23 protein-coding genes and 1 pseudogene are annotated in these 26846 nt (G+C 66.0%); 12 read left to right on the top strand and 12 right to left on the bottom strand.

All coding sequences use genetic code 11. The features are described 5' to 3' along the window. Positions 1 to 71 precede the first annotated feature (71 nt). A complete protein-coding gene (locus ACAM55_RS26875; protein ID WP_369657309.1) occupies positions 72 to 911 on the bottom strand; it encodes a DKNYY domain-containing protein in 840 nt (279 codons plus the stop codon). A 118-nt stretch (positions 912 to 1029) separates the two neighbouring features. On the opposite strand from ACAM55_RS26875, the gene ACAM55_RS26870 reads away from it, so the two are divergent. Both ACAM55_RS26870 and ACAM55_RS26865 read left to right on the top strand, forming a co-directional pair. Next, the gene (locus ACAM55_RS26870; protein WP_369657308.1) at positions 1030 to 1884 is read left to right on the top strand and encodes an AraC family transcriptional regulator; all 855 of its coding nucleotides are present in this window, start codon (positions 1030 to 1032) and stop codon (positions 1882 to 1884) included. Between the two features lie 41 nt (positions 1885 to 1925). Continuing rightward, positions 1926 to 2645: a B3/4 domain-containing protein gene (locus ACAM55_RS26865; protein ID WP_369657307.1), complete on the top strand. Its 720-nt coding sequence runs from the start codon at positions 1926 to 1928 to the stop codon at positions 2643 to 2645. 129 nt (positions 2646 to 2774) lie between these two features. Here the strand turns inward: ACAM55_RS26865 and ACAM55_RS26860 are convergent, their stop codons facing one another. After that, a complete protein-coding gene (locus ACAM55_RS26860; RefSeq protein WP_369657306.1) occupies positions 2775 to 3671 on the bottom strand; it encodes a LysR substrate-binding domain-containing protein in 897 nt (298 codons plus the stop codon). A 103-nt stretch (positions 3672 to 3774) separates the two neighbouring features. Between ACAM55_RS26860 and ACAM55_RS26855 the strand changes: the two genes are divergently transcribed. From ACAM55_RS26855 to ACAM55_RS26820, 8 genes are all read left to right on the top strand, one after another. After that, positions 3775 to 4941, top strand: coding sequence for a mandelate racemase/muconate lactonizing enzyme family protein (locus ACAM55_RS26855; RefSeq protein WP_369657305.1), 1167 nt, complete (start codon positions 3775 to 3777; stop codon positions 4939 to 4941). A gap of 30 nt (positions 4942 to 4971) precedes the next feature. After that, complete coding sequence (locus tag ACAM55_RS26850) at positions 4972 to 5949, top strand: tripartite tricarboxylate transporter substrate-binding protein (RefSeq protein ID WP_369657304.1); 978 nt, start codon at positions 4972 to 4974, stop codon at positions 5947 to 5949. A gap of 132 nt (positions 5950 to 6081) precedes the next feature. After that, complete coding sequence (locus ACAM55_RS26845; RefSeq protein WP_369657303.1) at positions 6082 to 7101, top strand: AraC family transcriptional regulator; 1020 nt, start codon at positions 6082 to 6084, stop codon at positions 7099 to 7101. A 151-nt stretch (positions 7102 to 7252) separates the two neighbouring features. Continuing rightward, positions 7253 to 8635 carry an MFS transporter gene (locus ACAM55_RS26840; protein ID WP_369657302.1) on the top strand — a complete coding sequence of 461 codons (1383 nt, stop codon included), beginning with the start codon at positions 7253 to 7255 and terminating at the stop codon, positions 8633 to 8635. 145 nt (positions 8636 to 8780) lie between these two features. Then, positions 8781 to 9548 (top strand): SDR family NAD(P)-dependent oxidoreductase, encoded by a 768-nt coding sequence (locus ACAM55_RS26835; protein ID WP_369657301.1) that lies wholly within the window; start codon positions 8781 to 8783, stop codon positions 9546 to 9548. A gap of 14 nt (positions 9549 to 9562) precedes the next feature. Next, entirely contained in the window at positions 9563 to 10303 is a 741-nt protein-coding gene (locus tag ACAM55_RS26830) for a nitroreductase (protein ID WP_369657300.1), read from the top strand. Continuing rightward, on the top strand, positions 10300 to 11952 hold the full coding sequence (locus ACAM55_RS26825; RefSeq protein ID WP_369657299.1) for an AMP-binding protein: 1653 nt from the start codon (positions 10300 to 10302) through the stop codon (positions 11950 to 11952). The genes ACAM55_RS26830 and ACAM55_RS26825 overlap by 4 nt, the downstream gene beginning before the upstream one ends. Beyond that, positions 11945 to 12391 carry a MaoC family dehydratase gene (locus ACAM55_RS26820; protein ID WP_369657298.1) on the top strand — a complete coding sequence of 149 codons (447 nt, stop codon included), beginning with the start codon at positions 11945 to 11947 and terminating at the stop codon, positions 12389 to 12391. The genes ACAM55_RS26825 and ACAM55_RS26820 overlap by 8 nt, the downstream gene beginning before the upstream one ends. On the opposite strand, the gene ACAM55_RS26815 is transcribed toward ACAM55_RS26820, so the two are convergent. Continuing rightward, entirely contained in the window at positions 12375 to 14075 is a 1701-nt protein-coding gene (locus ACAM55_RS26815) for an AMP-binding protein (RefSeq protein ID WP_369657297.1), read from the bottom strand. The two genes, ACAM55_RS26820 and ACAM55_RS26815, sit on opposite strands and share 17 nt — an antisense overlap. A 30-nt stretch (positions 14076 to 14105) precedes the next feature. Next, a complete protein-coding gene (locus tag ACAM55_RS26810) occupies positions 14106 to 14696 on the bottom strand; it encodes a 2-hydroxychromene-2-carboxylate isomerase (protein WP_369657296.1) in 591 nt (196 codons plus the stop codon). A gap of 158 nt (positions 14697 to 14854) precedes the next feature. On the opposite strand from ACAM55_RS26810, the gene ACAM55_RS26805 reads away from it, so the two are divergent. Beyond that, a complete protein-coding gene (locus ACAM55_RS26805; protein ID WP_369657295.1) occupies positions 14855 to 15595 on the top strand; it encodes an SDR family oxidoreductase in 741 nt (246 codons plus the stop codon). Between the two features lie 7 nt (positions 15596 to 15602). Then, positions 15603 to 16589: an NAD(P)H-dependent flavin oxidoreductase gene (locus ACAM55_RS26800; protein ID WP_369657294.1), complete on the top strand. Its 987-nt coding sequence runs from the start codon at positions 15603 to 15605 to the stop codon at positions 16587 to 16589. A 50-nt stretch (positions 16590 to 16639) separates the two neighbouring features. Here the strand turns inward: ACAM55_RS26800 and ACAM55_RS26795 are convergent, their stop codons facing one another. From ACAM55_RS26795 to ACAM55_RS26760, 8 genes and pseudogenes are all read right to left on the bottom strand, one after another. Beyond that, a complete protein-coding gene (locus ACAM55_RS26795; RefSeq protein WP_369657293.1) occupies positions 16640 to 18160 on the bottom strand; it encodes an AMP-binding protein in 1521 nt (506 codons plus the stop codon). A gap of 10 nt (positions 18161 to 18170) precedes the next feature. Then, positions 18171 to 19949, bottom strand: coding sequence for an acyl-CoA dehydrogenase C-terminal domain-containing protein (locus tag ACAM55_RS26790; protein WP_369657292.1), 1779 nt, complete (start codon positions 19947 to 19949; stop codon positions 18171 to 18173). Positions 19950 to 19965: 16 nt separating this feature from the next. Continuing rightward, a pseudogene (locus tag ACAM55_RS26785) lies at positions 19966 to 21149 on the bottom strand (acetyl-CoA C-acyltransferase). 3 nt (positions 21150 to 21152) lie between these two features. Next, positions 21153 to 22925, bottom strand: a complete 1773-nt coding sequence (locus ACAM55_RS26780) for a long-chain fatty acid--CoA ligase (RefSeq protein WP_369657291.1) — start codon at positions 22923 to 22925, stop codon at positions 21153 to 21155. Positions 22926 to 22930: 5 nt separating this feature from the next. Continuing rightward, positions 22931 to 24127, bottom strand: coding sequence for an ABC transporter substrate-binding protein (locus tag ACAM55_RS26775; RefSeq protein ID WP_369657290.1), 1197 nt, complete (start codon positions 24125 to 24127; stop codon positions 22931 to 22933). 13 nt (positions 24128 to 24140) lie between these two features. Then, positions 24141 to 24923, bottom strand: coding sequence for an ABC transporter ATP-binding protein (locus tag ACAM55_RS26770; protein WP_369657289.1), 783 nt, complete (start codon positions 24921 to 24923; stop codon positions 24141 to 24143). 4 nt (positions 24924 to 24927) lie between these two features. After that, entirely contained in the window at positions 24928 to 25776 is an 849-nt protein-coding gene (locus ACAM55_RS26765; protein WP_369657288.1) for an ABC transporter ATP-binding protein, read from the bottom strand. Next, positions 25773 to 26846, bottom strand: a complete 1074-nt coding sequence (locus ACAM55_RS26760) for a branched-chain amino acid ABC transporter permease (RefSeq protein WP_369657287.1) — start codon at positions 26844 to 26846, stop codon at positions 25773 to 25775. Before ACAM55_RS26760 ends, ACAM55_RS26765 begins: the two co-directional genes overlap by 4 nt.

Raw genomic sequence — 26846 nt, 5'->3', positions numbered from 1 at the left:
GCCGTGGACACATCGTAGTCAGGTGCGCAGCGACACGGGAAATTTTCTGCATCTGCCTTGGCTGGCCGGGCTCAGCGTGCGGTGGCAGCAGCTTTTCGCCCCTGTTTCCAGGAGCCCGTGCGATCATTTGCATCGATGTCGCTCGCGACATCGTCGACCACCGCGAAGCTCGCTGCATCGGCGTGAGGCACGAGCGTGCCCCGGTACCAGACTCGGCTGGCGTCCGAGGCGTAGCCGCGCCCGAGAACACGCAAGGCCGCGGTGTCCGCGCCGCGCAGTGTGCGAACCACGGGGTACGGTCCTCGATTGGGCGTGTCGGTTTCGATGTGTCCGTGATAGGCGCTGGTGCGATCGCGCGCATACCCCTCGTCGATCAGCGAAAACGTCGGTCCGTGGCTGCCGGGAATCTCGACACGAGCGAAATAGCCGCGCTCTGAATCGCGTGCAAATTGCGAGCTCAAAGGTTCGAAGCTCGCCGCGTCTCGCACCGCGAAGCCCACGCCGTCTCCGTACGCGCGCGAGCGATCTCGCGCATAGCCGAAGCCCATGACGCGATAGGTCGGCGCATGCGCGTCCCGGATGGGCGTGACGCGAACGTATTGAATCGCCCAGTACTCCTGGCCCTTGCGATAGGTGTCGCAGTAGTAGACCGTCCGGAGATCGCGTGCCTCATGGTCGGACAGCGCCTCGAAGCTGGCGCCGTCGCTGCCGTCGATGGTGCTGCCCCGGTAGTAGCCGCGCTTCGCGTCGCGCGCGAAGTGCTTGTCCAGGGCGCGAAACGTCTTCGGGTCGTCGGGCGTGAAGGGCGAGCCGTCGTAAGCCCACTGCAAACCCTTTTTCGTGTAGCTGCTGCCGTCGCACCCGGCCAGGCCGAGCAGCATGCCCAGCAGGATGACAAGGATGCGGCGCATGCGTCTTTCTTGGTTGTTGGCACGGTCCGCGATGTTCCGCGATGCCGCACCGGAACACCAGCATATATCGAACGGCGCACGCCAAGGGACCGGACCCGGCGCATGCATACTCCGCGCGATGAGGAACCCGCACCACGTCTGCCGCGTCTTCGGCTCTCCCTGGGAGGGCGTGCACGGCACGAGCATTTCGAGCGATCGCCACTATGGCAGGCACTGGCATGCCACGTTCGGCGTCGGGATCATCGACGAGGGCGCCCAAAGCTCCGCCAGCGGATGCGGCAACGTCGATGCCTACGCCGGCAATCTCATCGCGACGAATCCCGGTGAAGTGCATGACGGCCGGCCGCTCGGCGGCCACTTTCGGCGCTGGCGCATGCTGTACCTAGAACCCGATGCGCTTCGATGGGCGGTGGATGCGGCTTCTGCCGGCGCGGCGCGGGACGTGGCCCTGCTTCGTCCGGTCATCGAGGACGAGCGGCTACGGCGCGTGCTCGGCGCGCTCTTGCGCATGCTGGACGCAGGGTCTGGCGCGCCGCAACGGGCTCCGTTGGACGCACTGCGCTGCGAGGAGTTGCTCGTGCAGGTCTGCACCATGCTCGTCGCGCGCCATGGCGCGCTCGGGCTGCCCGCCCGCACGGCATCGGCCGACGTCTCGCGGGCACGCGAAATGCTCGCGGATGGCTTGGCGAAGCCACCGAGCCTGGGCGAGCTGGCGGCAGCTTCAGGGCTGAGCAAGTACCAGCTGCTGCGGCGCTTCAGGGAAGTACATGGCGTCACGCCGTATGCCTGGCTGCTGCAACAGCGCGCGGAAGTCGCGCGCGGGCTCATCCGCCGGGGCACCGCCTTGTCGGAGGCGGCGCTGGCGGCCGGCTTTGCGGACCAGAGCCACATGACCCGCGCCTTCGTCCGGCATTTCGGCTACACGCCAGGTGCATGGCAGCGCGCCGGGGTGCGGCCCGGTCAACTGCAATAGAGTTCAAGACGCACCGCCGCGCGAGCGACACACTGTGCGCCATGCATTTCTTCTTCTCTCATTCGCCGGAAATCTGGGAGCGCCATCCTGAGCTGGTGCCCGGCGTATTGCTGGCCCAGGGCATTCACAGGAACGTCTCCGTGGAGGCGCAGGTGGCGCACTACCACGCCAGGGCGCGCGCAAGGCTCGAAGCCGCCGGCTCGGAATCCGATCTTCCGGAGATCCAGGCCTGGCGCCGCACCTTCGCGCGCATGGGCCTCAAGCCCACGCAGTACCGGTGCGCGTCCGAGTCGCTGCTGCGGCGCTTCAGGAAGGAAGGCTCGCTGCCACCGCTTCATCCGCTCGTCGATCTTTGCAACGCGGTGTCGGTGGCCTTCGCGATTCCCGTTGCGGTGTTCGATGTGTCGAAGGTTTCCGAAGGGCTGGAAGTACGGTGCGCGGACGGCACGGAAAGCTATCTGGCGTTCTCGGGCGAAACGGAAACGCCCGAACGCGGTGAAGTCATCTTCGCGGATGCCGACGGCCGCGCGCACGCCCGGCGGTGGACCCATCGCCAAAGCGCTCGTTCCGCCGTGCGGGACGAAACATCCGATGTCCTCATCGTGGCGGAGGCCTTGCATGCGGAGGCCGCCAACGATGTCTCGCAGCTGTTGGCGGCACTGTCCGGCGCGTTGACCGAGACCTGGGCCTCACCGGCCGCATGCGCGCTTTTGCGGAAGGAAGCGCCCCGCCTATTGGATTTCACCGACGTCCGACCCTGAATCACCGCGTTCGGAGGGTCAATTTTCGGCGGCAATCAACAGCCTTTGGCGTTTCGAAGGTGACTGACCGCAATGCGGAGCGAAGCGGCGATAGCCGCATGACGAGGTGCAAACGACGATCAAGGACCATCAGCCATCGACAGCTGTATTCCAGAAGGCGTTGGCAGCCTTTCCCAAAAGTTCGCTGTCGCGGTAGAGCCTGATTTCCAGTGGGACGGCCCACTCGCCACTGGCTGCAGCGACCAGGCGCCCCTGCCCAATGTCGTCCTCTACAAGAGTCTGCGGCAGCCACGCGATGCCCCTGCCATCGAGCGCCATCGTCCGCAGAACCGAGGCGAGGTGCGCGGTGAAGACGACCTGAACCCCCAGCGATTCCAGCCTGCGTCCCAGAACAGCGCGCATGATGCGCCCCAATCCCGATTCCTCCGTGTACTGGAGCACTGGAACCGCGCCGGCGCCCGTCCGCAGTGGGTGACGCGCGCCACCTCCCTCTTTGGGCGCCGACACAGCGACGAGCACATCCTCGCCAATCCGAGCCGATCTGAAAGGCTCAGCATCAAGCGCGCCTTGTGCCTTGCTGTGCGCGTGGCTCAGAACGAACTGAACCTTGCTCTGCAGCATCAGTGCTTCGCAACGCTCGAGCACGTCGGACATCAGCTGCACCGGGCCGAGCGGTGTGTGCGATTCGAGGCTTCGCAACCACCGCGGCAGGAATGTGAAGGAGAGAGCGTGCGTGGACGCTATCCGCAAAGTGACCGAGCTTGCCTCGGCGATCTTCTTGGCGTCGCCGGGCAGCCGCGCCACCCTGGCGTTCAGTTCCTGTGCCACTCCGGCGAACCACTCGCCGACTTCGGTCAGCGTGGCGGGCTGCGAACTGCGGTCGAACAGGTCGGCCCCGATCCATTCCTCCAGCGCGCGGATTCGCCGGCTGAAGGCAGGTTGCGAGCTGTGGCGATCATCTGCCGCGCGCGAGAAATTCCCCGTGGCCGCCAGCGACAGGAAGTCATCCAACCAGATCAGATTCATTGCGGTTCGTCCAGCGCATAGAAGTTAAGAAATTGAACATTGGCTGAAAAATCCAGCGTGCCCGACCATTCAGTCCTCCATTCAAACCCACCTGGACACAACCGTGAAGATCGTCGAAATCCGCGAGAAGACCATCCCCATCAGCTCGCCCATCCGCAACGCCTACATCGACTTTAGCAAGATGACCCTGAGCCTGGTCGCCGTGATAACCGACGTGATCCGCGACGGCAGGCCGGTGGTCGGCTATGGCTTCAATTCGAACGGTCGCTATGGCCAGGGCAAGCTGATGCGCGAGCGCTTCATTCCGCGCATCCTGGAAGCCGATCCGGCGTCGCTCGTGGACGACACAGGCGACAACCTCGACCCGCACAAGATCTGGAACGCCATGTTCACCAATGAGAAGCCGGGCGGCCATGGCGAGCGCTCGGTGGCGATCGGCACGATCGACATGGCTGTCTGGGACGCTGTCGCCAAGATTGAAGGCAAACCGCTGTTCCAACTCCTCGCTGATCGGTACGGCGACGGCAAGCCCAACCGCAAGATCTTCGTTTACGCCGCCGGCGGCTATTACTACCCCGGCCAAGACCATAAGAAGCTGCAGGACGAGATGCGCAGCTACATCGACCGTGGCTACACGGTCGTGAAGAAGAAGATCGGCGGCGCGTCGCTCGACGAAGACCTGCGCCGCATCGATTCCATCATGGAGGTGCTTCAAGACGGCCAGAAGCTCTGCGTCGACGCCAACGGTCGTTTCGACCTGGAGACCGCCATCGCCTACGCCAAGGCGCTGTCGCAATACGATCTGTTCTGGTACGAGGAGCCGGGCGACCCGCTCGACTTCGAGTTGCAGGCCGCGCTGCGCAATTTCTACAAGAACCCGATGGCCACAGGCGAGGATCTGTTCTCGATGCAGGACGCGCGCAACCTGATCCGCTACGGCGGCATGCGCCCAGATCGTGATTGGCTGCAGTTCGATTGCGCGCTCAGCTACGGCTTGGTGGAGTACCTTCGCACGCTCGACATGCTCAAGGAGCACGGCTGGTCGGCAAGCCGCTGCATCCCGCACGGCGGCCATCAGATGTCGCTCAACATTGCCGCCGGCCTGGGCCTGGGGGGCAACGAATCGTACCCCGACCTCTTCCAGCCGTTCGGTGGTTTCCCGGATGGCGTGAAGGTGCAAGACGGCTTCGTCACGCTGCCCGAACTCCCTGGCATCGGCTTTGAAGGCAAGGCCGATCTGTATCGCGAGATGCAGGCGCTGTCGGCCTGAAATTCGACAAAAAGAAAAAGGAGACAAGACATGATCAACTCAATGCGTTTGGTCGCCGGCCTCGTCTGGGCCAGCGCTGCCTCCCTTGCTTTCGCTGAGTTTCCGGACAAGCCGATCACGCTGGTTGTGCCGTTCGCAGCAGGCGGTCCTACGGACAAGATCGCTCGAGATCTCGCCGAGGCGCTCCGCAAGCCGCTGGGCCAAACGATCATCGTCGACAACACCATCGGTGCGGGTGGCACGATCGGCTCTGCCAAGGTGGCGAGAGCCGCCCCAGACGGCTATACGCTGTTGGTTAACCACATTGGTATGGCGACCGCCCCGGCCCTATACCGCAAGCTGAGCTACAAGGTACCCGACGACTTCGAGACGCTGGGCCTCATCAACGAAGCTCCCTCGGTCGTGATCGGCAAGCCGTCCCTTGCCGCGAACAACTTTGCCGAACTTCGCCAATGGATCGCTGCGAACGGGAGCAAGGTGAACATTGCCAATGCGGGGCTGGGCTCCGCCTCGCACCTCTGCGGCCTGATGTTCCAGAACGCTCTTAAGACCACCATGACGTCGGTCCCCTACAAGGGAACGGCGCCGGCCATGACCGACCTCATCGGCGGCCAGGTGGACCTGATGTGCGAGCAGGCGGTCAATGCCGTGCCGCAGATCGAGGGCAAGAAGGTCAAGAGCTATGGCATCACAAGCTTGCAGCGCCTTCCGCTGCCGGCGCTCAAGGACACGGCGACACTTTCCGAGTCGGGCCTCAAGGATTTCAACGTCCAGGTGTGGCATGGGCTCTACGCGCCAAAGGGAACGCCGGCACCGGTGCTGGCCAAGCTGAACAGCGCGCTGCGCGCCGCCCTGAAAGACCCCGAGTTAATCAAGCGCGAGGAGGCTCTGGGACTGACCGTCGTGACTGACGAGCGACTCGATCCGGCAAATCATCGAAAATTCCTCGAAGCGGAGAAAAACCGTTGGGCCAAGGTGATCAAGGACGCCGGCGAGTACGCCGACTGAGCCCTCAGGCGGGCTTCAGCTGATGATCCTTGGCGTTCTGATGCTCACTTCCGAGGGTTCAGCGGGGGTTGCTCGACGTAAAACGCGCTTATAAAGGACTCGCCCCAATCAACGATTCTTGAGCGAGTTCGCATGAAGTCAGCAGGCTTGAAGGGAACAGTGTCCATCGAGTTGGTGCACGAAGCGATCCACGCCGCAGCGCTGAGGAACATGGACATCAGCAGCGTCCTCGAATGCGCAAAGATCGATCGCGAGCTGTTGAGCGCGCCGCGTGCGCGCATCTCGGCGGCTGCGTACTCGCGCATGTGGGTCGCGCTGGCTGACCTGATGGACGATGAGTTCTTCGGCCTGGACAGTCACGGGCTTCGCCGGGGCAGTTATGCGCTCATGACGCGCGCGGCGGTCAACGCCGACAACCTGGCGCATGCTCTGCGCCGGATCCTGAGGTTCCTCCACGCGACTCTGGACGACTTCCGCGGCGAGCTGGTCTGCGACGGCGACGAGGCGCGCGTCGTCCTGCATGACGGCGGCGTGCTGCGCCGGCTGTTCGGCTACGGCACCTGGTTCATCCTCGTCCATGGCCTGGCGTGCTGGCTCGTGCACCGGCGCATTCCCCTGAGCGAGATGCAGTTCCGATGCCCGCCTCCGGGCGACGACAGCCACTACCGCACGCGCTTTTGCGAGAACGTGAAGTTCAACGGCGGGACCACGCACATCAGTTTCGCAAGCGATCTGCTGGACCTGAAGATCGCGGAATCGCCCGCAACGGTCGACAATTTCCTCAGGGAAGCGCCGGCCAACCTGCTGGTCAAGTACCGCAACGATGCAAGCACCAGCGCACAGGTGCGCAACAGGTTGCGCAGCCAGATGCCCGAGGCGTGGCCGGAACTCGAAAAGCTCGCACAAGAACTCTGTGTTTCCGGCACCACGCTTCAACGCCGCTTGCAGCATGAGGGCGTGAGCTACCAGCGCGTGAAGGACGACCTGCGGCGGGACATCGCCATCGACCTCTTGTCGAGCGCATCGCTGACGGTGGCCGAAGTCGCCGCCCGCACCGGCTTCCAGGAAACGAGCGCTTTCCATCGCGCCTTCAAGAAATGGACTGGCGTCAGCCCAGGAGCCTATCGCTCATCCGCGCCCGCGCCGGAATAAGCCGAAGCTCCCGGCGCTCGCCAGGGACGACGGCATGTCCGAACGCCCCATCCAGATCGAGACGCGCGGGCATGGATGCGCGCCGCTTGCAGAACTAACCTCCCGTCGAAATCGCATCTCGCGACAGATCGAACGACAGGAGACAACAAACATGCAGCAGACCGGCAAGCAGGTCGACATCCACGCGTTGGCGGGGCACTCGCGGTTCAACCGTTTCCACGGGCTCGTGCTCTGGTGGTGCGTGCTGATCCTCGTCATCGACGGCTATGACTTGGCGGTCGTGGGGGCCGCGCTGCCGGCGATCATGAAGGACATGGGCGTCGACGCCACGAGCGCCGGCGTCATGGCCGGGTCGGCATTGTTCGGGACCATGCTGGGCGCGATCTTTCTGGGCACCCTGGCAGACCGCATCGGCCGCCCGCGCATGATCGCGGTGTGCGTGGCGCTCTTCAGTGTCTTCACTGCGCTGACCGGGCTTGCCACCGAACCCATCGGCTTCAGCGTCGCCCGGTTCATCGCGGGCCTCGGCATCGGCGGGGTGTTGCCCATCGTGACCGCGCAGATGGGAGAGTTCGCACCGGCGAAGCTGCGCACACGTCTGGTGACGATGGTTTTCGCAGGCTACTCCGTGGGCGGCATCCTGGTCGCGCTCACCGCCAAGCAGCTCATCGAGAGCCACGGATGGCAATGGGTGTTCCATGTTGCCGGCTTGCCGGTGCTGCTGATCCCGCTCATCCTGAAAACGATGCCCGAATCGCTGTCCTTCCTTCTCAAGAAGGGCGACCAGCGGCAGCTCGGGGAGATCGCGGCCCGGCTCGCGCCGAACCAGCCGAAACCAGCCGGCACCGTGTATGTCGGCGCGTCCACCGACCGCCTGCACGACGCGCCGGTGCGAACCCTGTTCGCTGCCGGACGCGCGTTCAGCACCGTGATGATCTGGGTGGCCTTCATGACGGGGCTGTTCATGGTCTATGCGCTGAACTCCTGGCTGACCAAGCTCATGGCCATGGCGGGATACAGCCTGGGTTCGGCCCTGAACTTCGTGATCGTCTTCAACGTCGGCGCCATCGTGGGCGCGATCGGCGGCGGCCTGCTGAGCGACAAGTTCAACATCAAGCATGTGCTGATCGCGTTCTACGCGGTCGGCGCGGCTTCGCTGGCCGCGCTCGCGTACACGAAGTCGACCGAGCTGCTGTTCGTCGCCGTGTTCGTGGTGGGCGCGTCCACGCTCGGAACGCAACTGCTGGCCTATGCCTACGCCGGCGATTTCTATCCACCGGCCGTGCGTTCGACGGGCGTCGGCTTCGCGTCCGGAATCGGCCGCATCGGCGCCATTGCCGCGCCGATTCTGATCGGCCGGCTCGTCTCGCTGAGCCTGCCCATCGAGCAGAACTTCATGGCGATCGCCCTGGCCGGCGTCATCGGCGCGGCGGCGGTTTCGTTGGTGCATCAATCCCGCGCCGATTCAACCCAGCCCAAGGCCGCACGCGCATTCACCAGCCAACGACATCAAGCGGTCGTTCCAAGAAATTGATTGCCGCTGCGCGAAAGCCGAGCGAGTAGAGATGTCCGATTACCTCAACGGTCTCGCTGTCTTTGGACATCGACCTGGAAGCTCTCGGCCGATAGAGTGATCAGTAAAGAGCGTTAGCAACTGGCGCATTCGACGGAGACAAAAAATGCAGGTATTGGATCGTGGCTTCATCGTCACGGGGGCGGGGTCGGGCCTGGGTGCCGCGACCGCTCGACGCCTCGTGAAGGCCGGTGCGGCCGTGCTGCTGCTGGACCAGAACGGTGCAGCGGCCGATGCCCTCGCCCAGGCGCTTGGAAACAGGTCGATTGCCGTGCGCGCGGATGTCACGGATGCTGCAGATGTCGAAAACGCCATTCGACAGTTTCGTGAAACCTTCGGCGACCTGCATGGATTGATCAACTGCGCTGGCGTGGCTCCAGCGGAGAAGGTCCTCGGACGCGAGCGTCCCCATGATCTGGATTCCTTTGTTCGTACCTTGCAAATCAATCTTGTCGGCACGTTCAATGTCCTTCGGCTGGCCGCCGCAGAGATTGCCAAGAACACGATCACGGAGCCGAATGAGCGTGGCGTCATCGTGAATACGGCATCGGTCGCTGCATTCGACGGCCAGATTGGACAAGCGGGATACGCCGCCTCCAAAGGAGGCATCGCCGCGATGACTTTGCCTATCGCACGAGAGCTCGCACGCGTGCGAATCCGGGTCGTGGCGGTTGCTCCAGGAATCATGGAAACACCCATGCTGTCGGCAATGCCGCAAGAAGTGCAGCAGGCGCTCGGCCAGATGGTGACTTTTCCGCAGAGGCTGGGAAAACCGGACGAATTCGCGAGCCTGGTGCTGCATGTCGTCGAGAACGAATACATCAATGGCGAAGTGATCCGTCTGGACGGAGCCATTCGCTTGGCTTCGAAATAGCAAGGAATTCTGGAATGAACCGAATGATGGCGCCGCCGCTGGATGCCCACGCGTTGAAGGACGCGGTCGACTGGGCCATTGCCACCCGACGCAGTGTCAGGGCGTTCTTGCCCCGGCCGGTGCCGCGAGAAGAGGTCGAAGCGATCCTCTCGACCGCGCGCTACAGCGCCTCCGGCATGAACATGCAGCCTTGGCATGTGCATGTGCTGATGGGGCCCGCGAAGGCCAGGCTGTCGGCTGCGATTGTCGCGCTCGACGACGATCCCGGCCGGTCGGGCGAACTGCTTGAGCCCTACGACTACTATCCGCGCGAATGGTTTTCGCCGTATCTGGAGCGGCGCCGAAAGGTCGGCTGGGACCTCTACGGATTGCTCGGCATCGCCAAGGGCGACAAGCAGCGCATGCACCTGCAGCACGGGCGCAACTATCGGTTCTTCGATGCGCCCGTGGGCCTGTTCTTCACGGTGGACCGCGAACTTCAGGAAGGCAGCCTGCTGGACTACGGCATGTTCCTGCAGAGCGTGATGGTGGCCGCGCGCGGCCGGAACCTCCACACCTGCCCTCAGGCCGCCTTCCTGAAGTTCCATCGCCAGATCGCGGACCTGTTGGACATTCCCTCCGGCCAGATGCTGGTCTGCGGCATGAGCCTGGGCTACGCCGACGCGTCGTCGATCGAGAACTCGCTCGTCACCGAGCGGGAGCCGGTTTCCGCCTTCACGACATTTCACGACACCTCCAAGGAGACCACAGCATGAGCGCGCCATCCTATGCACAGGGCCTCGAACGCTGCGCGGCAAATCATGTGCCGCTCACGCCGCTGGGCTTTCTAGACCGCGCCGCCCTGGCGCATCCGAACCGCGTGGCGGTGGTGCACGGGGACTTGACGCGAACCTGGGCGCAGACGCGGGAGCGCTGCCATCGCCTGGCCTCGGCGCTGGCGATGCGAGGCATCGAGCGGGGCGACACCGTGTCGGTGATCGCGCCCAACACGCCGGCGATGCTGGAGGCCCACTTCGGCGTTCCGCTGGCCGGTGCGGTGCTCAACGCGATCAACCATCGCCTGGATGCCGAAGGCATCGCGTTCATCCTGCGCCACGGCGAGTGCAGATTGCTGATGGTCGACCGCGAGTTCGCCGCCACGGTGGCCGCTGCCTTGAAGCTGCTTGACCGCGCGCCTGCGGTCATCGACATCAACGATCACCTCGCGCCACCCGGCGAACGCATCGGCGAAACCGACTTCGAGTCCTTGCTGGCGAGTGGAGACGCGAACTTCCCCGGCCGCTGGCCCAGCGACGAGTGGCAACCCATCGCTCTGAACTACACCTCCGGCACGACCGGAGACCCCAAGGGCGTGGTCGCCAGCCACCGCGGCACCTACCTCATGAGCCTGCTGCAGATCACAAACTGGGCGATGCCCCGGGCGCCGAAGTATCTATGGACCTTGCCCATGTTCCACGCGAACGGATGGTGCTTCACCTGGGCCGTGACGGCGGCCGCGGGCACCCATGTCTGCCTGCGCCGGGTGTCCGCCGATGCCGTGCTGGAGGCCATCGACCGCCACCAGATCGATCACCTCTGCGCCGCGCCCGTCGTGATGGCGATGCTCGCGGACGCGGCGCAGGACACCCGGCTGCCGCGCACCGTGCGCGTGCTGACCGCCGGCTCTCCGCCGCCGCTCGCCGTGCTGAACGCGGTGCTGGCGATGGGCTTCGACGTGGAGCACGTCTTCGGCATCACGGAGGTTTCCGGCACGCCGGTGAGTTGCGTGTGGCAGGACGGCTGGGACGATCTTTCGCCTGCCGAGCAGGGCCCGCTGCGGGTACGCCAGGGCGTGCGGGCCGCCATGTTCGAAGGCCTCATGGTCGGCGACGCCGACACCCTCGAGCCGGTCCTGCCCGACGGCAAATCCGCGGGGGAACTCATGCTGCGCGGCAACACGGTGATGATGGGCTACTTCAAGAACGAGGCAGCAACGCGCAAGGCGCTCGCCGACGGCTGGTTCCGCACCGGCGACGTCGCGGTCCTTCATTCCAACGGGTATGCGCAGATCACCGACCGTTCGAAGGACGTGATCATCTCGGGCGGCGAGAACATCTCGTCGGTGGAAATCGAGGATGTCGTCCATGGACACCCGGCAGTCCTGCATGCCGCCGTGGTGGCCCAGCCCGACGGCAAGTGGGGCGAGGTGCCGTGCGTGTTCATCGAACTCAAGATCGGAGTCGCCGCACCCACCGAGCAAGAGATCATTTCGTTCTGCCGCGAGCGGTTGGCCCACTTCAAGTGTCCGCGCCGGGTGATCTTCACCCTCTTGCCGAAGACGGCCACGGGAAAGATCCAGAAGTTCCGCTTGCGCCAGCAGGCCGGAAGCCAGGACGCCATCACTCGGCTCGCGAGCCATGGCTGAGTTCGAAGCTGCCGCGGCCCTTGCACCGGTCGGGCCTGGCTACCGCTTCTCGCGGTCCTATACCTTCGACGAAGCGCAGGTGCGTGCCTTCGCGCTGGCCGCGGGAGACGAGAACCCCCTGCACCACGATGCGGCGTTTGCACAGGGCACGCGCTTCGGCGGATTGATCGCCAGCGCGACCCACACCACCTCCCTGTTGATGGGACTGACCGCCAGCCATTTCGCCGAGAAGGGGAACGTGCTGGGAATGAACTTCTCGGTCGACTTGCTGCGTCCCGTGCGGGCGACTGAGACCGTGCTCATCGAGTGGCAGGTGACGTCGATGGCCGCGCATTCGAAGGGCGGTTGCATCCTCGAATTGCGGGGTGCGATCAAGAGCGCAGACGACCGGACCAGCGTTCTTGCGCAGGGGACGGTTCTTTTCACGTCCGCCTCGTAACAGCAGTCGCTTTGGCGGGCTCGACCCTGTGGGCCGCGTCGGCGGCGCCGCCGGAGATGGGCCTCAGCTCTTTGCGCAGGATCTTTCCCACGGCCGACTTGGGCAATGACTCGAGGAATGTGATGTGGCGGGGCACCTTGTACGCGGCAAGGAGCTTGCGGCAGTGCGCTTCCAGCTCGTCCGCCCGCAACCCCGGCGCGCGGCGCACGACGAAGAGGTGAGGCGCCTCTGCCGAGCGCTCGTCAGGCACCCCGACGCACGCGCATTCGAGCACGTCCGGGTGCATGGCGACCACACCTTCGATCTCGTTCGGATAGACATTGAACCCGGAGACCAGGATCATGTCTTTCTTGCGGTCGACGATGTACATCAGGCCTTGCGCATCCATGGTGACGATATCGCCGGTGCGGAACCAGCCGTCCTGGGTGAAGGACCTGTGCGTCTCGTCTTCGCGGTTCCAGTAACCCGCGAAGACCTGCGGCCCCTTGATCAGCAGCTCACCAGGCGTGCCAAGCGGCACCGGGTCGCCAGCGTCGTCGACGATGAGAACGTCGGTGGAGGGCACAGGCGCACCGATGGTGCCGTTGCGCCCCGGCGCATTGAAGGTGACGCTGGGCGATGTTTCGGTAAGCCCGTAGGCCTCGGTGATGGGTGGGCCGCCGGCCGCTACCCACTTGGCTGCAACCGCCGCCTGGATCGAGGCGCCCGCGCCGATGACCACGTTGCAGCGGGAGAAGTCGATGCCGGGCAGCTCGGGCAACATCACCATGGCATTGAACATCGTGTTGACGCCGATCAGCATGTCGAAGGGGGCCCGCTTGAGCTCGGCGCAAAGCGCCTGGGCGTCGCGCGGGTTGACGACCAGGCGATTGTGGGCGCCGCTGGCAAGGGCCGTCAGAGTCGTCCCGAGCGGAAAGATGTGATACAGCGGCAGCGGCGTCACGATCTCGAAATTGTCGATGTCGAGTGCCAGTCCCAGCCATGACCGCATCTGCAGCGAGCTGGCAAGCACGCTGCGGTGCGTCAGGCAAGCGCCCTTGGAAACACCCGTCGTGCCGCCGGTGTACTGGAGAAAGGCCAGGTCGGACGGGCGCATCTGCTCGCTGGCGAAGTCGGCGTCCGGCAGCGCGGCGGTCGCGTCGCGCAAGCTGACGACGCGGGGGCCATCGCTCAAGACAGTCGCACTCGCATCGCTGGCCGTCGCGAACAATGCCTGCTTCACCTCTTGCATCGGCACGGTCATGACATACCGAAGCTGTGTCTGGCCGAGAACCTCGGTGACCACGCCCATGAACGGCTCGGCAGCCACCAGTGCAGACGCCCCCGAATCAGCCAGCTGGTATTGCAGCTCTCGCGCCGTGTAGAGCGGATTCATGGTCACGCCCACCATGCCCGCGCGCAGGATGGCCGCCAGCGCCACCGGGTAGACGAGGTTGTTGTGCAGCAGGAGGGCGACCCTGTCGCCGCGCTTGAGCCCGGCCGCTTGCAGGGACCGCGCGAGCAGCGCCGACGCATGCTCGACCTGCGCGAAGGTCAGCGATTCTCCGGCGCAGGTGACGGCCGTCCTGGCACTGTGCTTCGTGAACGCACGCTCGAGCAAGGTGACGAGGGTTTCACTGTCGTCCAGGACGATCTCGCGGGGAAGCCCTGCGGGGTAGGAGGCATGCCAGGGGCGGTGTTCCATGAGTTTTTCCTTCGTGCGGTTGGCGGCGGCTCAGGACAGGGCTTCGCGAACGAAGTCCATGCGGTCCTGTCCAAAGAACATCTGGTCGCCGACGAAGAGCGTGGGTGCACCGAACACGCCGCGCTCGACCGCTTCCTGCGTCGTGGCCTTCAGCGCGGCCTTGGTCTCGGCGTCCTGCGCCAGGCGCTCGATGTCGGCGGGATCGAATCCGCCCTCGGACAGGATGCGGGCCGTGAGCTGCGCATCGTTCAGGTTCAGCGCGTCGATCCACAGCGCCTTGAACACGCAGCCCAGCAGCTGCTGCAGCTGCTCCGGGCGGCGCAGCTGAATGCCGGTGACCGCGCGCATGAGGAACAGCGTGATGACCGGGAAGTGCGGATTGCCCTGGAACGGAACGCCATAGCGGCGCGCGTGGCGCTCGTAGTCCATCTGCGTATAGCGTCCCTTGACGGGAATGGTGGCGGGCGAGGCGTTGCCAGTGGCCTGGTAGACGCCGCCGAGCAGCATCGGCCGGTACACGAGGTCGGCGCCATGGCTGGCGCACAGGGCGGGCAACTGCGTCCACGCGAGGTAGGAAGACGGGCTGCCGACGTCAAAGAAAAAATCAACCGACTTGCGCATTCAGGGCTCCTTTAAGTAAACGAACGTTTGATGAACGGAAGCTATGTGATTAATGCAGCGCCGTCAACGGGGTTTCACTGGGTTCTTCTTTGATTGACAAACGAACGTTCACTGATTAACGTGCGATGACCTAACGAACGTTTTTTAAAGGAGACCGTATGGACCCATCAGCCAACCACCGCGGCGTGGCTCTCGTCGTCGGCGCGGGCGATGCCACCGGCAGCGCGATCGGTGCGCGCTTCGCCCGCGAGGGCTATGTCGCGTGCCTGACGCGGCGATCGGCCGACAAACTGGAGCCCGCCGTCGAGCGCATCCGTGCCGCCGGCGGCCAGGCGTTCGGTTACGGCAGCGATGCGCGAAAGGAGGACGACGTTATCGCCCTCATCGACCAGATCGAGAAGGAGCGCGGCCCGATCGAGGTGATGGTGTTCAACATCGGCGCCAACGTGCCCAGCAGCATCCTGGAGGAGACGGGGCGCAAGTACATGAAGATCTGGGAGATGGCCGCCTTCAGCGCATTCCTGAACGCGCGCGAGGTTGCCCGCAGGATGGTCGTGCGTGGGCGCGGCACGATTCTCTTCACCGGCGCGACGGCAGGTGTCCGCGGCTCGGCGAATTTCGCGGCCTTTGCGGGGGCCAAGCATTCGCTGCGCGCGCTGGCCCAGAGCATGGCGCGCGAGCTCGGTCCGCGTGGCATACACGTGGCCCATGTCGTGGTCGATGGCGCGATCGACACGGATTTCATCCGCAGCAATTTCCCTGAACGCTACGCGCTCAAGGAGCAGGACGGCATCCTCAACCCGGAGCACATCGCGGAAAACTACTGGTACCTGCACACCCAGCCTCGGGACGCATGGACGTTCGAGATGGACCTTCGCCCTTACATGGAAACCTGGTGAAAGATACATGAAAACACGCATCACTGAACTCTTCGGCATCCGCCACCCGATCATCCAGGGCGGCATGCACTACGTCGGATTCGCTGAGCTCGCCGCCGCCGTCTCCAATGCTGGCGGTCTCGGGCTCATCACCGGGCTGACGCAGCGGACGCCCGAATTGCTGGCCAAGGAAATCGCCCGCTGCCGCGAGATGACGGACCAGCCCTTCGGCGTGAACCTCACGTTCCTGCCGACCCTGTCTTCGCCGCCATACCCCGAGTACATCGCGGCGATCGCGGAGGGCGGCGTTCGCGTTGTCGAGACCGCGGGGCGCAGTCCCGAGGCCTACATGCCTGCGCTCAAGAAGGCTGGCATCAAGGTCATCCACAAGTGCACCTCCGTGCGGCACGCGCTCAAGGCCGAAGCGATCGGCTGCGATGCCGTGAGCGTGGACGGTTTCGAGTGCGGCGGCCACCCGGGCGAGGACGATCTGCCGAACATGATCCTGCTGCCGCGCGCGGCCGAGGAACTGAAGATCCCGTTCGTCGCCTCCGGCGGCATGGCCGACGCGCGCAGCCTGGTGGCGGCGCTGGCGCTGGGCGCGGAGGGCATGAACATGGGCACGCGCTTCGTGGCCACGCAGGAAGCGCCGATCCACCAGAACGTGAAGGACGCGATCGTGGCGGCCACCGAACTGGATACGCGGCTCGTGATGCGGGGCCTGCGCAACACGGAGCGCGTGTTGACCAATTCATCGGTCGAGCAGCTGATCCGGATCGAGAAGGAAAAAGGAGCCGATCTCAAGTTCGAGGACATCATCGACCAGGTCGCGGGCGTCTACCCGCGCGTGATGTTGCAAGGCGAGATGGATGCCGGTGCCTGGAGTTGCGGCATGGTGGTTGGCCTGATCAACGACATTCCGACGGTGCAGGAGCTGATCGATCGCATCATGGAAGAAGCCGAGCAACTGATCGTGCAGCGGCTCGCCGGGTTCCTGGAGCCTGCGCTGGCCTAGCCTTGGACATCCGCCGGCTCGCTGCGAAGCGGGCCGGCGACTCGCACCTTCTAGGTCAGGTAGCGATCGCGCAGCAACTTCTTGTAGAGCTTGCCGGTCGCGTGCCGGGGGAAGTCGGACTCGAAATCGATGCTCCTGGGCACCTTGAGCGGACCGAGCAGCTCGCGGCAGCGAGCCTTCAGCGCCTCGGCGACGGCCGGGCCCGCGAAATCCGCATGCGCCGGCTGGATGACCGCCTTGACCTCTTCGCCGTACTCGTCGTTCGGCACCCCGAAGACCGCGGCGTCGGCGACACGGGGGTCCTGCAGCAGCACGTCCTCAATCTCTTGCGGGTAGATGTTGACGCCGCCAGAGACGATGACGAAATCCTTGCGGTCGGTCAGGTAGAGATAGCCTTCGCGATCGAGATGACCGATGTCGCCGAAGGAGCGCCAGCCCTGCGGACTCGTCGCCGCGCGGGTCTTGGCGGGGTCGTTCCAGTACTCGAACTGCGCGTCGCTCTCGAAGTAGACGTTCCCGGTCTCGCCCGGCGGCAGCTCGCGGCCGGCGTCGTCCAGGATGTGCAGGATGCCGTCGGTCGCGCGCCCGACCGAGCCCTTGTGCCGGAGCCATTCGCGCGAGCTGATGGCCGTGGCGCCGATGCCCTCTGTGCCCGAGTAGTACTCATGCAGGACCGGGCCCCACCAGTCGATCATCGCCTGCTTGACGTGGACCGGGCAGGGCGCCGCGCCGTGCACCGCATGGGCCATGGAGGCGGTGCTGTAGCGGCTGCGTACCTCCGCTTCCAGGCGCAGCAGGCGATGGAACATCGTCGGCACCCAGAGGGAATGCGTGCATCCGAACTGCGCGATGGCGGCGAGCGCGCGCTCGGCATCGAACTTCGCCATCACGATGCTGGTGGCGCCCGCATGGATGGCTGCCGACAGGAACCGGTTGGGTGCGCTGTGATACAGCGGCGACGTCGACAGGTAGACCGACGAGGCGTCGAGCGCGAACGACCGGGCCACCGCGGCGTTGCGGTTGTCGACCGCATCGAAGTCGCCTTCGAAGGGCGGCTTGCGCACGCCCTTGGGCCGGCCGGTCGTGCCCGATGAGTACAGCATTTCGCGGCCTGGCGCGAGCGTGGGCGGCAGGCTTTCCGGCGCAGCGAGAAAGTGCGTCTCCCAGCGTTCCATGGCCGAATCCGCAAAGCCGATGCCGACGCGCCGTGCGCCGCCGAGGTCCAGCGACGAAGCGGTGTCGGCGCTCATGCAGGCCGACGATACGATGGCGACCGACGCCATCGAGTCCCTGGCGATGTACGCGAAGTCCGCGGCCGACAGCCGCGTCGAGGCCAGCACGTAATACAGCCCGATGCGCTGCGCGCCGAGCGCAAGAAAGAGCAGGTCGGGCGAGTTCTCGATGCACAGGACGATGCAGTCGTTGCGCTCCAGGCCGAGCCGCAGCAAGGCGTTGGCCGCGCGGTTCGCCTCACGCTCCAGCTGCGAAAAGCTGAGCGCCTCGGCGGATTCGAGAAACCGCACGGCTACCTTGTCGGGCGTGGCCCGTGCGAAGCGGCTCAGGTGGTACATGCCGCCCCTGTCAGAACAGCTCGACGGCCGGCTCCATCAATGCCGACGAACCGGCCCGGATCTCGCTGCAAAGCGCCGCCGTCTGCGGCAGCAGCCGCTGGAAGTAGAAGCGGGCCGTGGCGATCTTCGATGCATAGATCGGGTCGGTGGATTCCGAATTCCTGAATGCGACCTCGACCATCCGCGCCCAAGTCCAGGCGAGGGCCAGGTGCCCGACCAGCCGCAGGTAGGGCGCGGCGGCCGCGCCTGCCGCGTGCGGGTCATGCGCCGACGTGGCCACGAGCTCGCCGGTGAGCTGCCTGATGTCGGCGGCCAGTGCGGCGAGCGGCTCCGAAAATTCGCGCATCGCCTCGCGCGGGCCGCAGGTCTCGGCGAATGCGCCGGCCATGTCCAGGAAGACGCCCATCTGCCGGCCCTGGTCGGCCAGCACCTTGCGCCCGAGCAGGTCCATGGCCTGCACGCCGTTGGTGCCCTCGTAGAGCCCGACGATGCGCACGTCCCGCAGGTGCTGCTCGACGCCGTTCTCGCGGATGTAGCCGTGCCCGCCGAACACCTGCATGGCGAGCAGCGTGCCTTCCACCGCCAGGTCACTCGACAGCGCCTTCACGAGCGGGGTCAGGAGGCCGAGCAGTTCGGCCGTCTCGTTGCGCCTCGCGGGGTCGGGATGAAGGCGCTGGAGATCGCTCAACTGCGCGGTCCACAGCGCCAGGGCGCGCGCGCCCTCGATGTTCGCCTTCTGCGTGAGCAGCATGCGGCGCACGTCGGCATGTCCGATGATCGGGTCGGCTGCTTCGCCGGACGATCTTGCACCGCTCGCGCGGCCCTGCAGGCGATCCTTCGCATAGGCAAGGGCCTTCTGGTAGGCCGCTTCCATCAGGCCGATGGCGATCATGCCGACCAGCACGCGCATGTGGTTCATCTGCACGAACATGCCCGCCAACCCCTTGTTGGGCGCGCCCAGCAGCCAGCCGGTCGCACCGTCGAAGTTGATGGTGCAGGTCGAGTTGCCGTGGATTCCCAGCTTGTGCTCGATGGAGCCGCAGACCACCCCATTGCGTGCGCCCGCCGCGCCGTTCGCATCGGGAATGAATTTCGGCACGATGAAAAGAGAGATGCCCTTCACGCCCGGCGGCGCATCGGTGATGCGCGCGAGCACCAGGTGCATGATGTTGCCGGTCAGGTCCTGCTCGCCGCCCGAGATGAAGATCTTGCTGCCGGTGATGCTGTAGCTGCCGTCGGGCTGCGCCACGGCGCGGGTGCGCATCAGGCCCAGGTCGGTGCCCGCATTGGGCTCGGTCAGGCACATGGTGCCGGCCCACTCGCCCGAGGCGATCTTCGGCAGGTAGAGCGCCTTCTGTTCCTCCGATCCGTTGGCCGACACGTTCACATAGGTGGCATGCGACATGCCGGGGTAGGAGGCCCACGCCATGTTCGCGCCGCCGAAGACTTCGTAGACCGCGTTGGCCACGACCGAAGGAAAGCCCTGGCCGCCGAACTCGGGGCTGCACGCGAGGCCGGCCCAGCCGTTCTTCGTGAACTCGTCATAGGCCTTCTTGAAGCCCGGCGGCGTCTGCACCACGCCGGGCGAGGGCATGCTGCAACCGTGCGCGTCGCCCGGCGCGTTGAGCGGCGCAATCACCTCGGAGGCGAACTGGCCGGCCGCGGCGAGCACCTGGTCGATGGTCTCGCCATCGAGCTCCGGCTGGCCGCAGGCCTCCAGCATGGCCGGCACCTGGAGCAACTCATGCAATACGAACTGAATGTCACGCAGAGGGATCTGATACGTCATGCTGCTGTTCCTTGCGTCAGGCCACTTCGAACAGGCCCGCGGCACCCATGCCGCCGCCGACGCACATCGTCACCACGACGAAGCGCGCGCCGCGCCGCTTGCCTTCGATGAGCGCATGCCCCACCAGCCGCGAGCCGGTCATGCCGTAGGGGTGTCCGATGGTGATGCCGCCGCCGTTGACGTTCAGCTTGCCGGGATCGATGCCCAGCCGGTCGCGCGAGTACAGCACCTGGCAGCAAAGGCCTCGTTCAGTTCCCACAACCCGATGTCGCTCACCTTGAGCCCGTGGGTCTTCAACAGCTTGGGCACCGCCAGGACCGGGCCAATGCCCATCTCCTCGGGCGCGAGGCCGGCGACTGCGATGCCGCGGTAGATGCCCAGCGGCTTGAGCCCGCGGCGCTCGGCGATCGCGCGCTCCACCAGCACGCAGGCCGATGCGCCATCCGACAGCTGGCTCGAGTTGCCGGCCGTGATGACGCCGCCTTCGATGACCGGCTTGAGCTTGGAAAGGCCTTCGAGCGTGGTGTCGGGCCGGTTGCCTTCGTCGCGGTCCAGGGTCACGTCGCGCAAGCTGACCGCGCCTGTCTCTTTGTCGGCCACGGCCATGCGCGCCGTGATCGGCACGATCTCGTCGTCGAACAGGTGGCGCTCCTGCGCCAGCGCGGTGCGGCGCTGGGCTTCCGCGGAATATTCGTCCTGCGCCTCGCGCGAGATGCCGTACTTCTTCGCCACGATCTCGGCCGTGTTCAGCATCGGGATGTAGGCGTGCTGCACGCGCGCGATGAGCAGCGGGTCGGCCTCCTCACCCACCCATTTGACGAACGGATTCTGCACGGCGGAGATGTTCTCCTGGCCCCCGCCCACGGTCACGTCCATGCCGTCGACGATGATCTGCTTGGCCGCCGTCGCGATGGCCATCAGCCCCGAGGCGCATTGCCGGTCCATCGTCTGTCCCGGCACCGACTGCGGCAGTCCCGCCGCGAGCGCCGCGAGGCGTCCGATGTTCATGCCCGCGGTGCCGGCGGCCATCGCGCTGCCGATGACCACGTCCTCCACTTCCCCGGGATTGATGCCCGCGCGCTGGACGGCGTGGTGAATCGCGTGGCCCATCAGGGTGGGCGACTTGATGTTGTTCAATGCGCCGCGGAACGCGCGGCCGATGCCCGTGCGCGCGGTGGAAACAATGACGGCTTCTCTCATAAATCAGACTCCAAGGGGTTCGGTGAAAAGGTTGGCGTACCGGCTCGCGACGACCGCGCGGTTCAGGCGCAGTGCGGGCGTGAGTTCTTCGTCGCCCTGATGCAGCGAGCGCGGAATGACGCGAATAGTGCGCACGCGATGGTGCTCGGGCAGGCGCCCGTTCGCGATCTCCACTTGCGCCGCGACGAGCGCAGTGATTTCGGGAAGGCCCAGCAGGCTGGCGTAGTCGGTGAACGGCAGGCGCTGCTGCTGTGCATACTTCCTGATCCGCTCCTCGTCGAGAGAGAGAAGCGCCGCCGAATGTCCGCCTTCCGCCGGCACGACGATTGCATCGGCGACGTAGGCACTGAGTCGGAACGCATCTTCCGCAATCTCCGGGCTGATGGATTCGCCGCGTATTCCGACGGCCCGCGCACGCACGCGGCCGAGCAGTTGCAAGCGGCCGTGTTCGTCGACACGCCCCAGGTCGCCGGTGCGCAGCCACCCGTCCGCAAGGGCCGCGACAGGGCTCAGTGTTCCGCGCACCCAGTAGCCGGGGCGCGGGATCGCACCGCGCACGAGCACTTCTCCATCGGGCGCCAGCTTCAGCTGGGTGCCTGTTTCGAGCGGTGCGGATGCAGCCTCCATCGAGCGGCCGGCGGGAACAATCCTGCAGAAGCCGGCCTCGGCCATGCCGTAGCAGTCGAGCATCGGAACGCCGATGGCGTCGAACCAGTCGGCGACTTGCGCGGGGCTGGAGGCTCCGCTCGCCAGCGCAAGGCGCACGTTGCGCAAACCCAGGGCGGACCGTATGCGCTCCCGCGTGCTGCGCTGCAGCCAGCCGGGCCGGCGCGACGCGAGGCACGAGGCGTATGCGTTGCGGGCGAGAGGCACAGCTTCCTGCATGAACAGCTCGGTCATTCCCTGCAGCTTCTCGAAGAAGCGCGGGGCAGCGAACAGGAGGTGCGGCTCGACCTCGCCCATGTCATTGAACACCGTGGCTCCGTTTTCCGGCAAGTGGAGCAAGGTTTCGTGCATGAGCATGGTTTTCTGGGCCAGCATGCGTTCGCCGTAGTGCGCCAAGGACATGATCGACAGTGCCCGGTCGCCCGGACGCAGCTGCAGCCAATGGCTCAGCGCACGCACTTCCCGCAAGAAGTCGTGCTGGCTGCGGACCACCAGCCGCGCCGGGCCGGTGCTGCCCGCCGTGCTCGCGAGGAATGCAGTCTGCTCCCCGGAGCCGGCGTCTATGCGGCTGTCGAACAGCGCCGGCTCCCTGGCCGCGGCTTCGGTGCCGCGCGCGAGCCATTCGTCGTACGCGCTGACCTGCGGGTCCGCGAAGCGGGAGAGCCCGCGTGTTTCCAGGACCACGATGTGGCGCAGGTCGGGGCAGGTGTCACGTACCGCGAGCACCTTCACCAGCTGGTCGGCGTTCTCCACGAAGACCACCCGCGACCCGGCCTCGGCCAGCGCATGCCCGACTTGCGCGGCGGTGCTGCAGGGGTACATGCCATGGGAGACATAGCCCATGGCCTGCGCGGCCATGTCGACGATCAGCCATCGGGGCCGGTTGTCCGAAAGGATCGAAACCACCTGGCCGGCCTGAAGCCCGGATTCGGCCATCGCGAGCCCGATGGCCCGCGCCTCGCTGAAGTAGCCGCTCCAGGACAGGCCCTGCCAGATGCCGCGCTCCTTGTGCCGGAGCGCGGGCCGATCGGCCCATTCGGTGCATCGGCGCCGCCACAACTGGGGCACGGTCGCGATGCGCGCCTCGTCCGCGGCCAGGGATGGCGACACGTGGATCACAGGGCGCTCTTGGCCGGGTCGACCACGCCAGACCGCGCCGTCCAGCGGCCTTGCACGACCTGCTCGACCCGGGTCCATTCCGGGTCGATGTGGTTGTTGGCAAAGCGCTGCGTGTCGTACGACGCCACGCCCTTGAAAGTGGATGCCTGCAGCGCCTTCACCAGCTTGTCAGTCGTCAGCTCGCGGCCCGCATTGCGCACTTCCTGCAGGAACCAGCTGGTGTAGTCGTAGAAGGCGGCGGCCACGTCGTCCGGCTCCGCCTTGAAGCGCTTGCGGTAGGCCTCGGCCCACGACTTCTCTGCGGCGGTGGCCTGGTCGGGCGTCGCAATGCGCCAGGTGCCGACGCCGTACACCCCTTCCATCGCCTCCTTGCCGAGGGCGACGGTGAGGCCGGCGCGGCCGGGGCTGGCCGTCAGCACGTTGACGCCGGCGAGGCCGAGCTTCTTCACTTCGGCCGCCACGGCGATGGTCTCGCGCGTGGTGGTCGCGCAGACGACGAGGTCCACGCCCGCGGCCTGCATGCGCGCGACGTGCGAGGAAAAGTCGAGATCGCCGACCTTGTAGCTGGCTTCGGCCACGAGCGGCATGCCCTTGGCTGCGAGTGCCGCTTTCACGCCCTTGCCGACGAGGTCGCCGAACGGGCCTTCCTGGTAGATGAAGCCGACCTTCTTGCTGCCCAGGGTGCCGGTGGCCCACTTGACGGCGGACGAGGTCGTGCTGTCGTAGTTCAGGTTGGTCGTGAAGAGCAGCGGCGTCTGGCCGGCCGCCTGGCGCACCAGGCCCGAGGCCGCATACGGCGCGAAACAGACCACGCCGGCGTCCACCGCCTTCTTGACCGTGGCAACGTTCGGGCCGGAGCCGAAGGGGCAGAGCAGGGCGAAGACCTCATCCTTGCGGATCAGCTTGTCCACGGCCCGCACCGCTTGCGACGGCTGGCTGGCGTTGTCCTCGATGACCAGCCGGATCTTGCGGCCGTTGATGCCGCCGGCCTCGTTGGCCTCGTCGATGCGCATCTGGATGCCGTTGCGGATCACGGGCATGCCGATCGCCACCGGTCCGGAAAGATCGAGATGGGTACCCAGCACCAGTTCCTTGTCGCCGACACCCGCCGCACGCGCGGATGTGGTCCACAGGGCGCCGGGCGCCGCGGCGGCAAGGCTTGTCTTCAGGAGGGTTCGGCGATTGAGTGTCATGGCAGTCCTTTTCTCAGTTCCAGGAAGGGCGTCGCCGCGCCGGTCGGATCCCGCCGGCGACACCTTGCGGCAGGTGGTGCGATGCGCCACCCAGGTAAAACTCCTTGATGTCGTCGCGCTGGGAGAGAGCCTCGCAGCTTCCGGCCGCGGCCACGCGCCCCAGTTCGATGACATAGCCGTGGTCGGCCGTGGCCAGCGCGATCGCCGCGTTCTGCTCGACGACCAGCACGGCTGTCTTGGTCTGCTCGCGGATTCGCTTGATGATGGCGAAGATGTCCTTGGTGAACAGCGGCGACAGGCCCAGCGACGGCTCGTCGAGCAGAAGCAGGCGCGGCCGGCCCATGAGCGCGCGGCTGATCGCCAGCATCTGCTGCTCGCCGCCCGAAAGCAGGCCCGCCTGCTGGCGCTGGCGTTCGCGCAGGCGCGGGAACCAGTCGTACATCTGCTCGATGTCGCGCGCGATTTCCGCGTCCTTCCGCGCGAACGCGCCCATGCGCAGGTTCTCCGCGATGGTGAGGAACGGGAATATCTGGCGGCCCTCGGGCACCAGCACCACGCCGCCGCGAGCGACCTCGTCGGCGTCCTTGCCGCCGATCGGCCGGCCCTCGAACTCGACCGTTCCGTTGGAGGGCGCGAGCACGCCCGCAATGGTGTTGAGCAAGGTGGTCTTGCCGGCGCCATTGGCACCCAGCACCGTGACGATCTGCGCGGCTTGCACTTCGAGGCTCACGCCGTGAAGCGCGCGCACGGGGCCATACCAGGTCTCGAGATTACGGACGGAGAGCAGAGAAGTCATGAGATCAGGTCCCCAGGTAAGCCGCAATCACGCGCGGGTCGGCCTGCACCTGCGCCGGCGTGCCATCGGTCAGCACCTGGCCCTGGTCCATCACCACCACACGGTTGGCCACGGCGGCGACCAGCGACATGTCGTGTTCCACCATGACCACGGTGGCGCCCAGTTCGGCCTGGATGTCTTCGAGCCAATACGCGAGCCGGCGCGTCTCCTCGGGGTTCAGCCCGGAGGCGGGTTCGTCCAGCAGAAGCAACCGGGGCTCGGCGGCCAGCGCGCGACCGAGCTCGACGACCTTGCGCACGCCGTAGGGCAGTTCCGCCACCGGCCGGTGGCGGAAGGGCGCGAGATCCAGCAGGCGCACAACGTCTTCGACGCGTTCACGCGTGTGGGCTTCCGCGCGCTGCACCGATGGCAGGTTGAACATCTGCGAGAAGAAGTTGCCGTGGTTCGCGCGATGACGCCCGAGCAGCAGGTTCTCCAGCACCGTCGCGCCTTCGAACAGCTCGATGTTCTGGAACGTGCGCGCAATGCCCTGCCGGACCACGTCGTGCCGCGCCAGGCGCAGGATGTCCTGGCCGTTGAAGCGGATGCTGCCGCTGCTGGCGTCGAACACGCGCGTGATGAGGTTCAGGAGCGATGTCTTGCCCGCGCCGTTCGGTCCGATCACCGCGAGGATCTCTCCCGCGCGAATCGAGAAGCTCACGTCGCGCACGGCCTTGACGCCGCCGAAGGACAGGCTCAGTCGCTCGACCTCGAAGAATGCGGGGCTCAATAGGGCCCCCACGCTCGTCACTTCGTGTACTGCGCTGCCCCCCAAGGGGGCCTTCGCCCCTTCGGGCGGCCGTGCGGCGCTCATCGGTAACGCTCCGATTTCATGTAGACCTTGGTCTTGTGGACGCTGCTCTTGCGCACCCAGGGGAACTCGGCCAGGACCTTGCGGATGCGAACCCAGCGTGAGTTCAGGCCGCCCGGCTCGAGCAGGACGAAGAAGGTCAGCACGGCGCCGTAGACGAAAAGCTCCAGCCCGAACTGCGCGCCCAGCCTCGCGGGCAACGCCTCTTTCAACGAGGAGATGAACGACGGCAGCAGGCCGATCAGGATCGCGCCGAGGATGGCTCCGCGCAGGCTCCCGAGCCCACCGATGAACACCATCAGCACCAGCTGCAGCGACAGCGCCAGGCCGAAGGCTTCCGGCGTGATGTGCTGCATCTGGTGGGCGAGCAATGCGCCGGCCAGTCCCGAGCACGCCGCCGAAAGGCTGAATGCAAGCACCTTGGTGCGGGCGACGTCGATGCCCAGGCCCTGCGCTGCCGCCTCCGAGTCGCGGATGCCGATGAAGGCGCGGCCGGTGGCGGAACGCATCAGGTTGACCAGCAGGAGCAAGACCACCGCCAGCACCATCAGGCAAAGGAAGTAGAAGGCGCGCGGACCGCCGAGGCTGAGCCCGAAAAGGGTCGGGTCCGGGACAGCCATGCCGCTGTGCCCCGCGGTGACGCTCTTCCATCGGCCGAGCACATGCTCGCACACGATCGCGAACGCCATGGTGACCATCGCCAGGTGCAGCCCCGACACGCGAATGGCAGGCATGCCGACGAGCAGCCCGCCGAGCGCCGCGCCTGCGGTTGTCAGGAGCAGCGACACCGGCAGCGGCACGCCCTGGGTCAGCAGGATGGTGTGGATGTACGCGCCGATGCCGACGAACGCGGACTGGCCGAGCGACACCTGGCCTGTGAAGCCGGTCAGCATCATGAGGCCGAGGCTCGCGACGCACATGATGAGGATGAAGGTTGCCTCGCCGATGTGGTACGCCGGCAGTACCCATGGCGCAGCCACCAGGGCCACGGCGAGCAGGCCGTACGCGAGCCGCTCGTGCTTGCCGCGCAGCAGCCGCCGGCCGTCTTCGAATCCCGTTTCGTAGCGTGCCAT

The sequence above is a fragment of the Variovorax sp. V213 genome, from assembly GCF_041154455.1.
Classification (GTDB): domain Bacteria; phylum Pseudomonadota; class Gammaproteobacteria; order Burkholderiales; family Burkholderiaceae_C; genus Variovorax.
The sequence above is the reverse complement of the archived record's forward strand: the minus strand, read 5'-3'. Positions and strand labels throughout refer to the sequence as shown.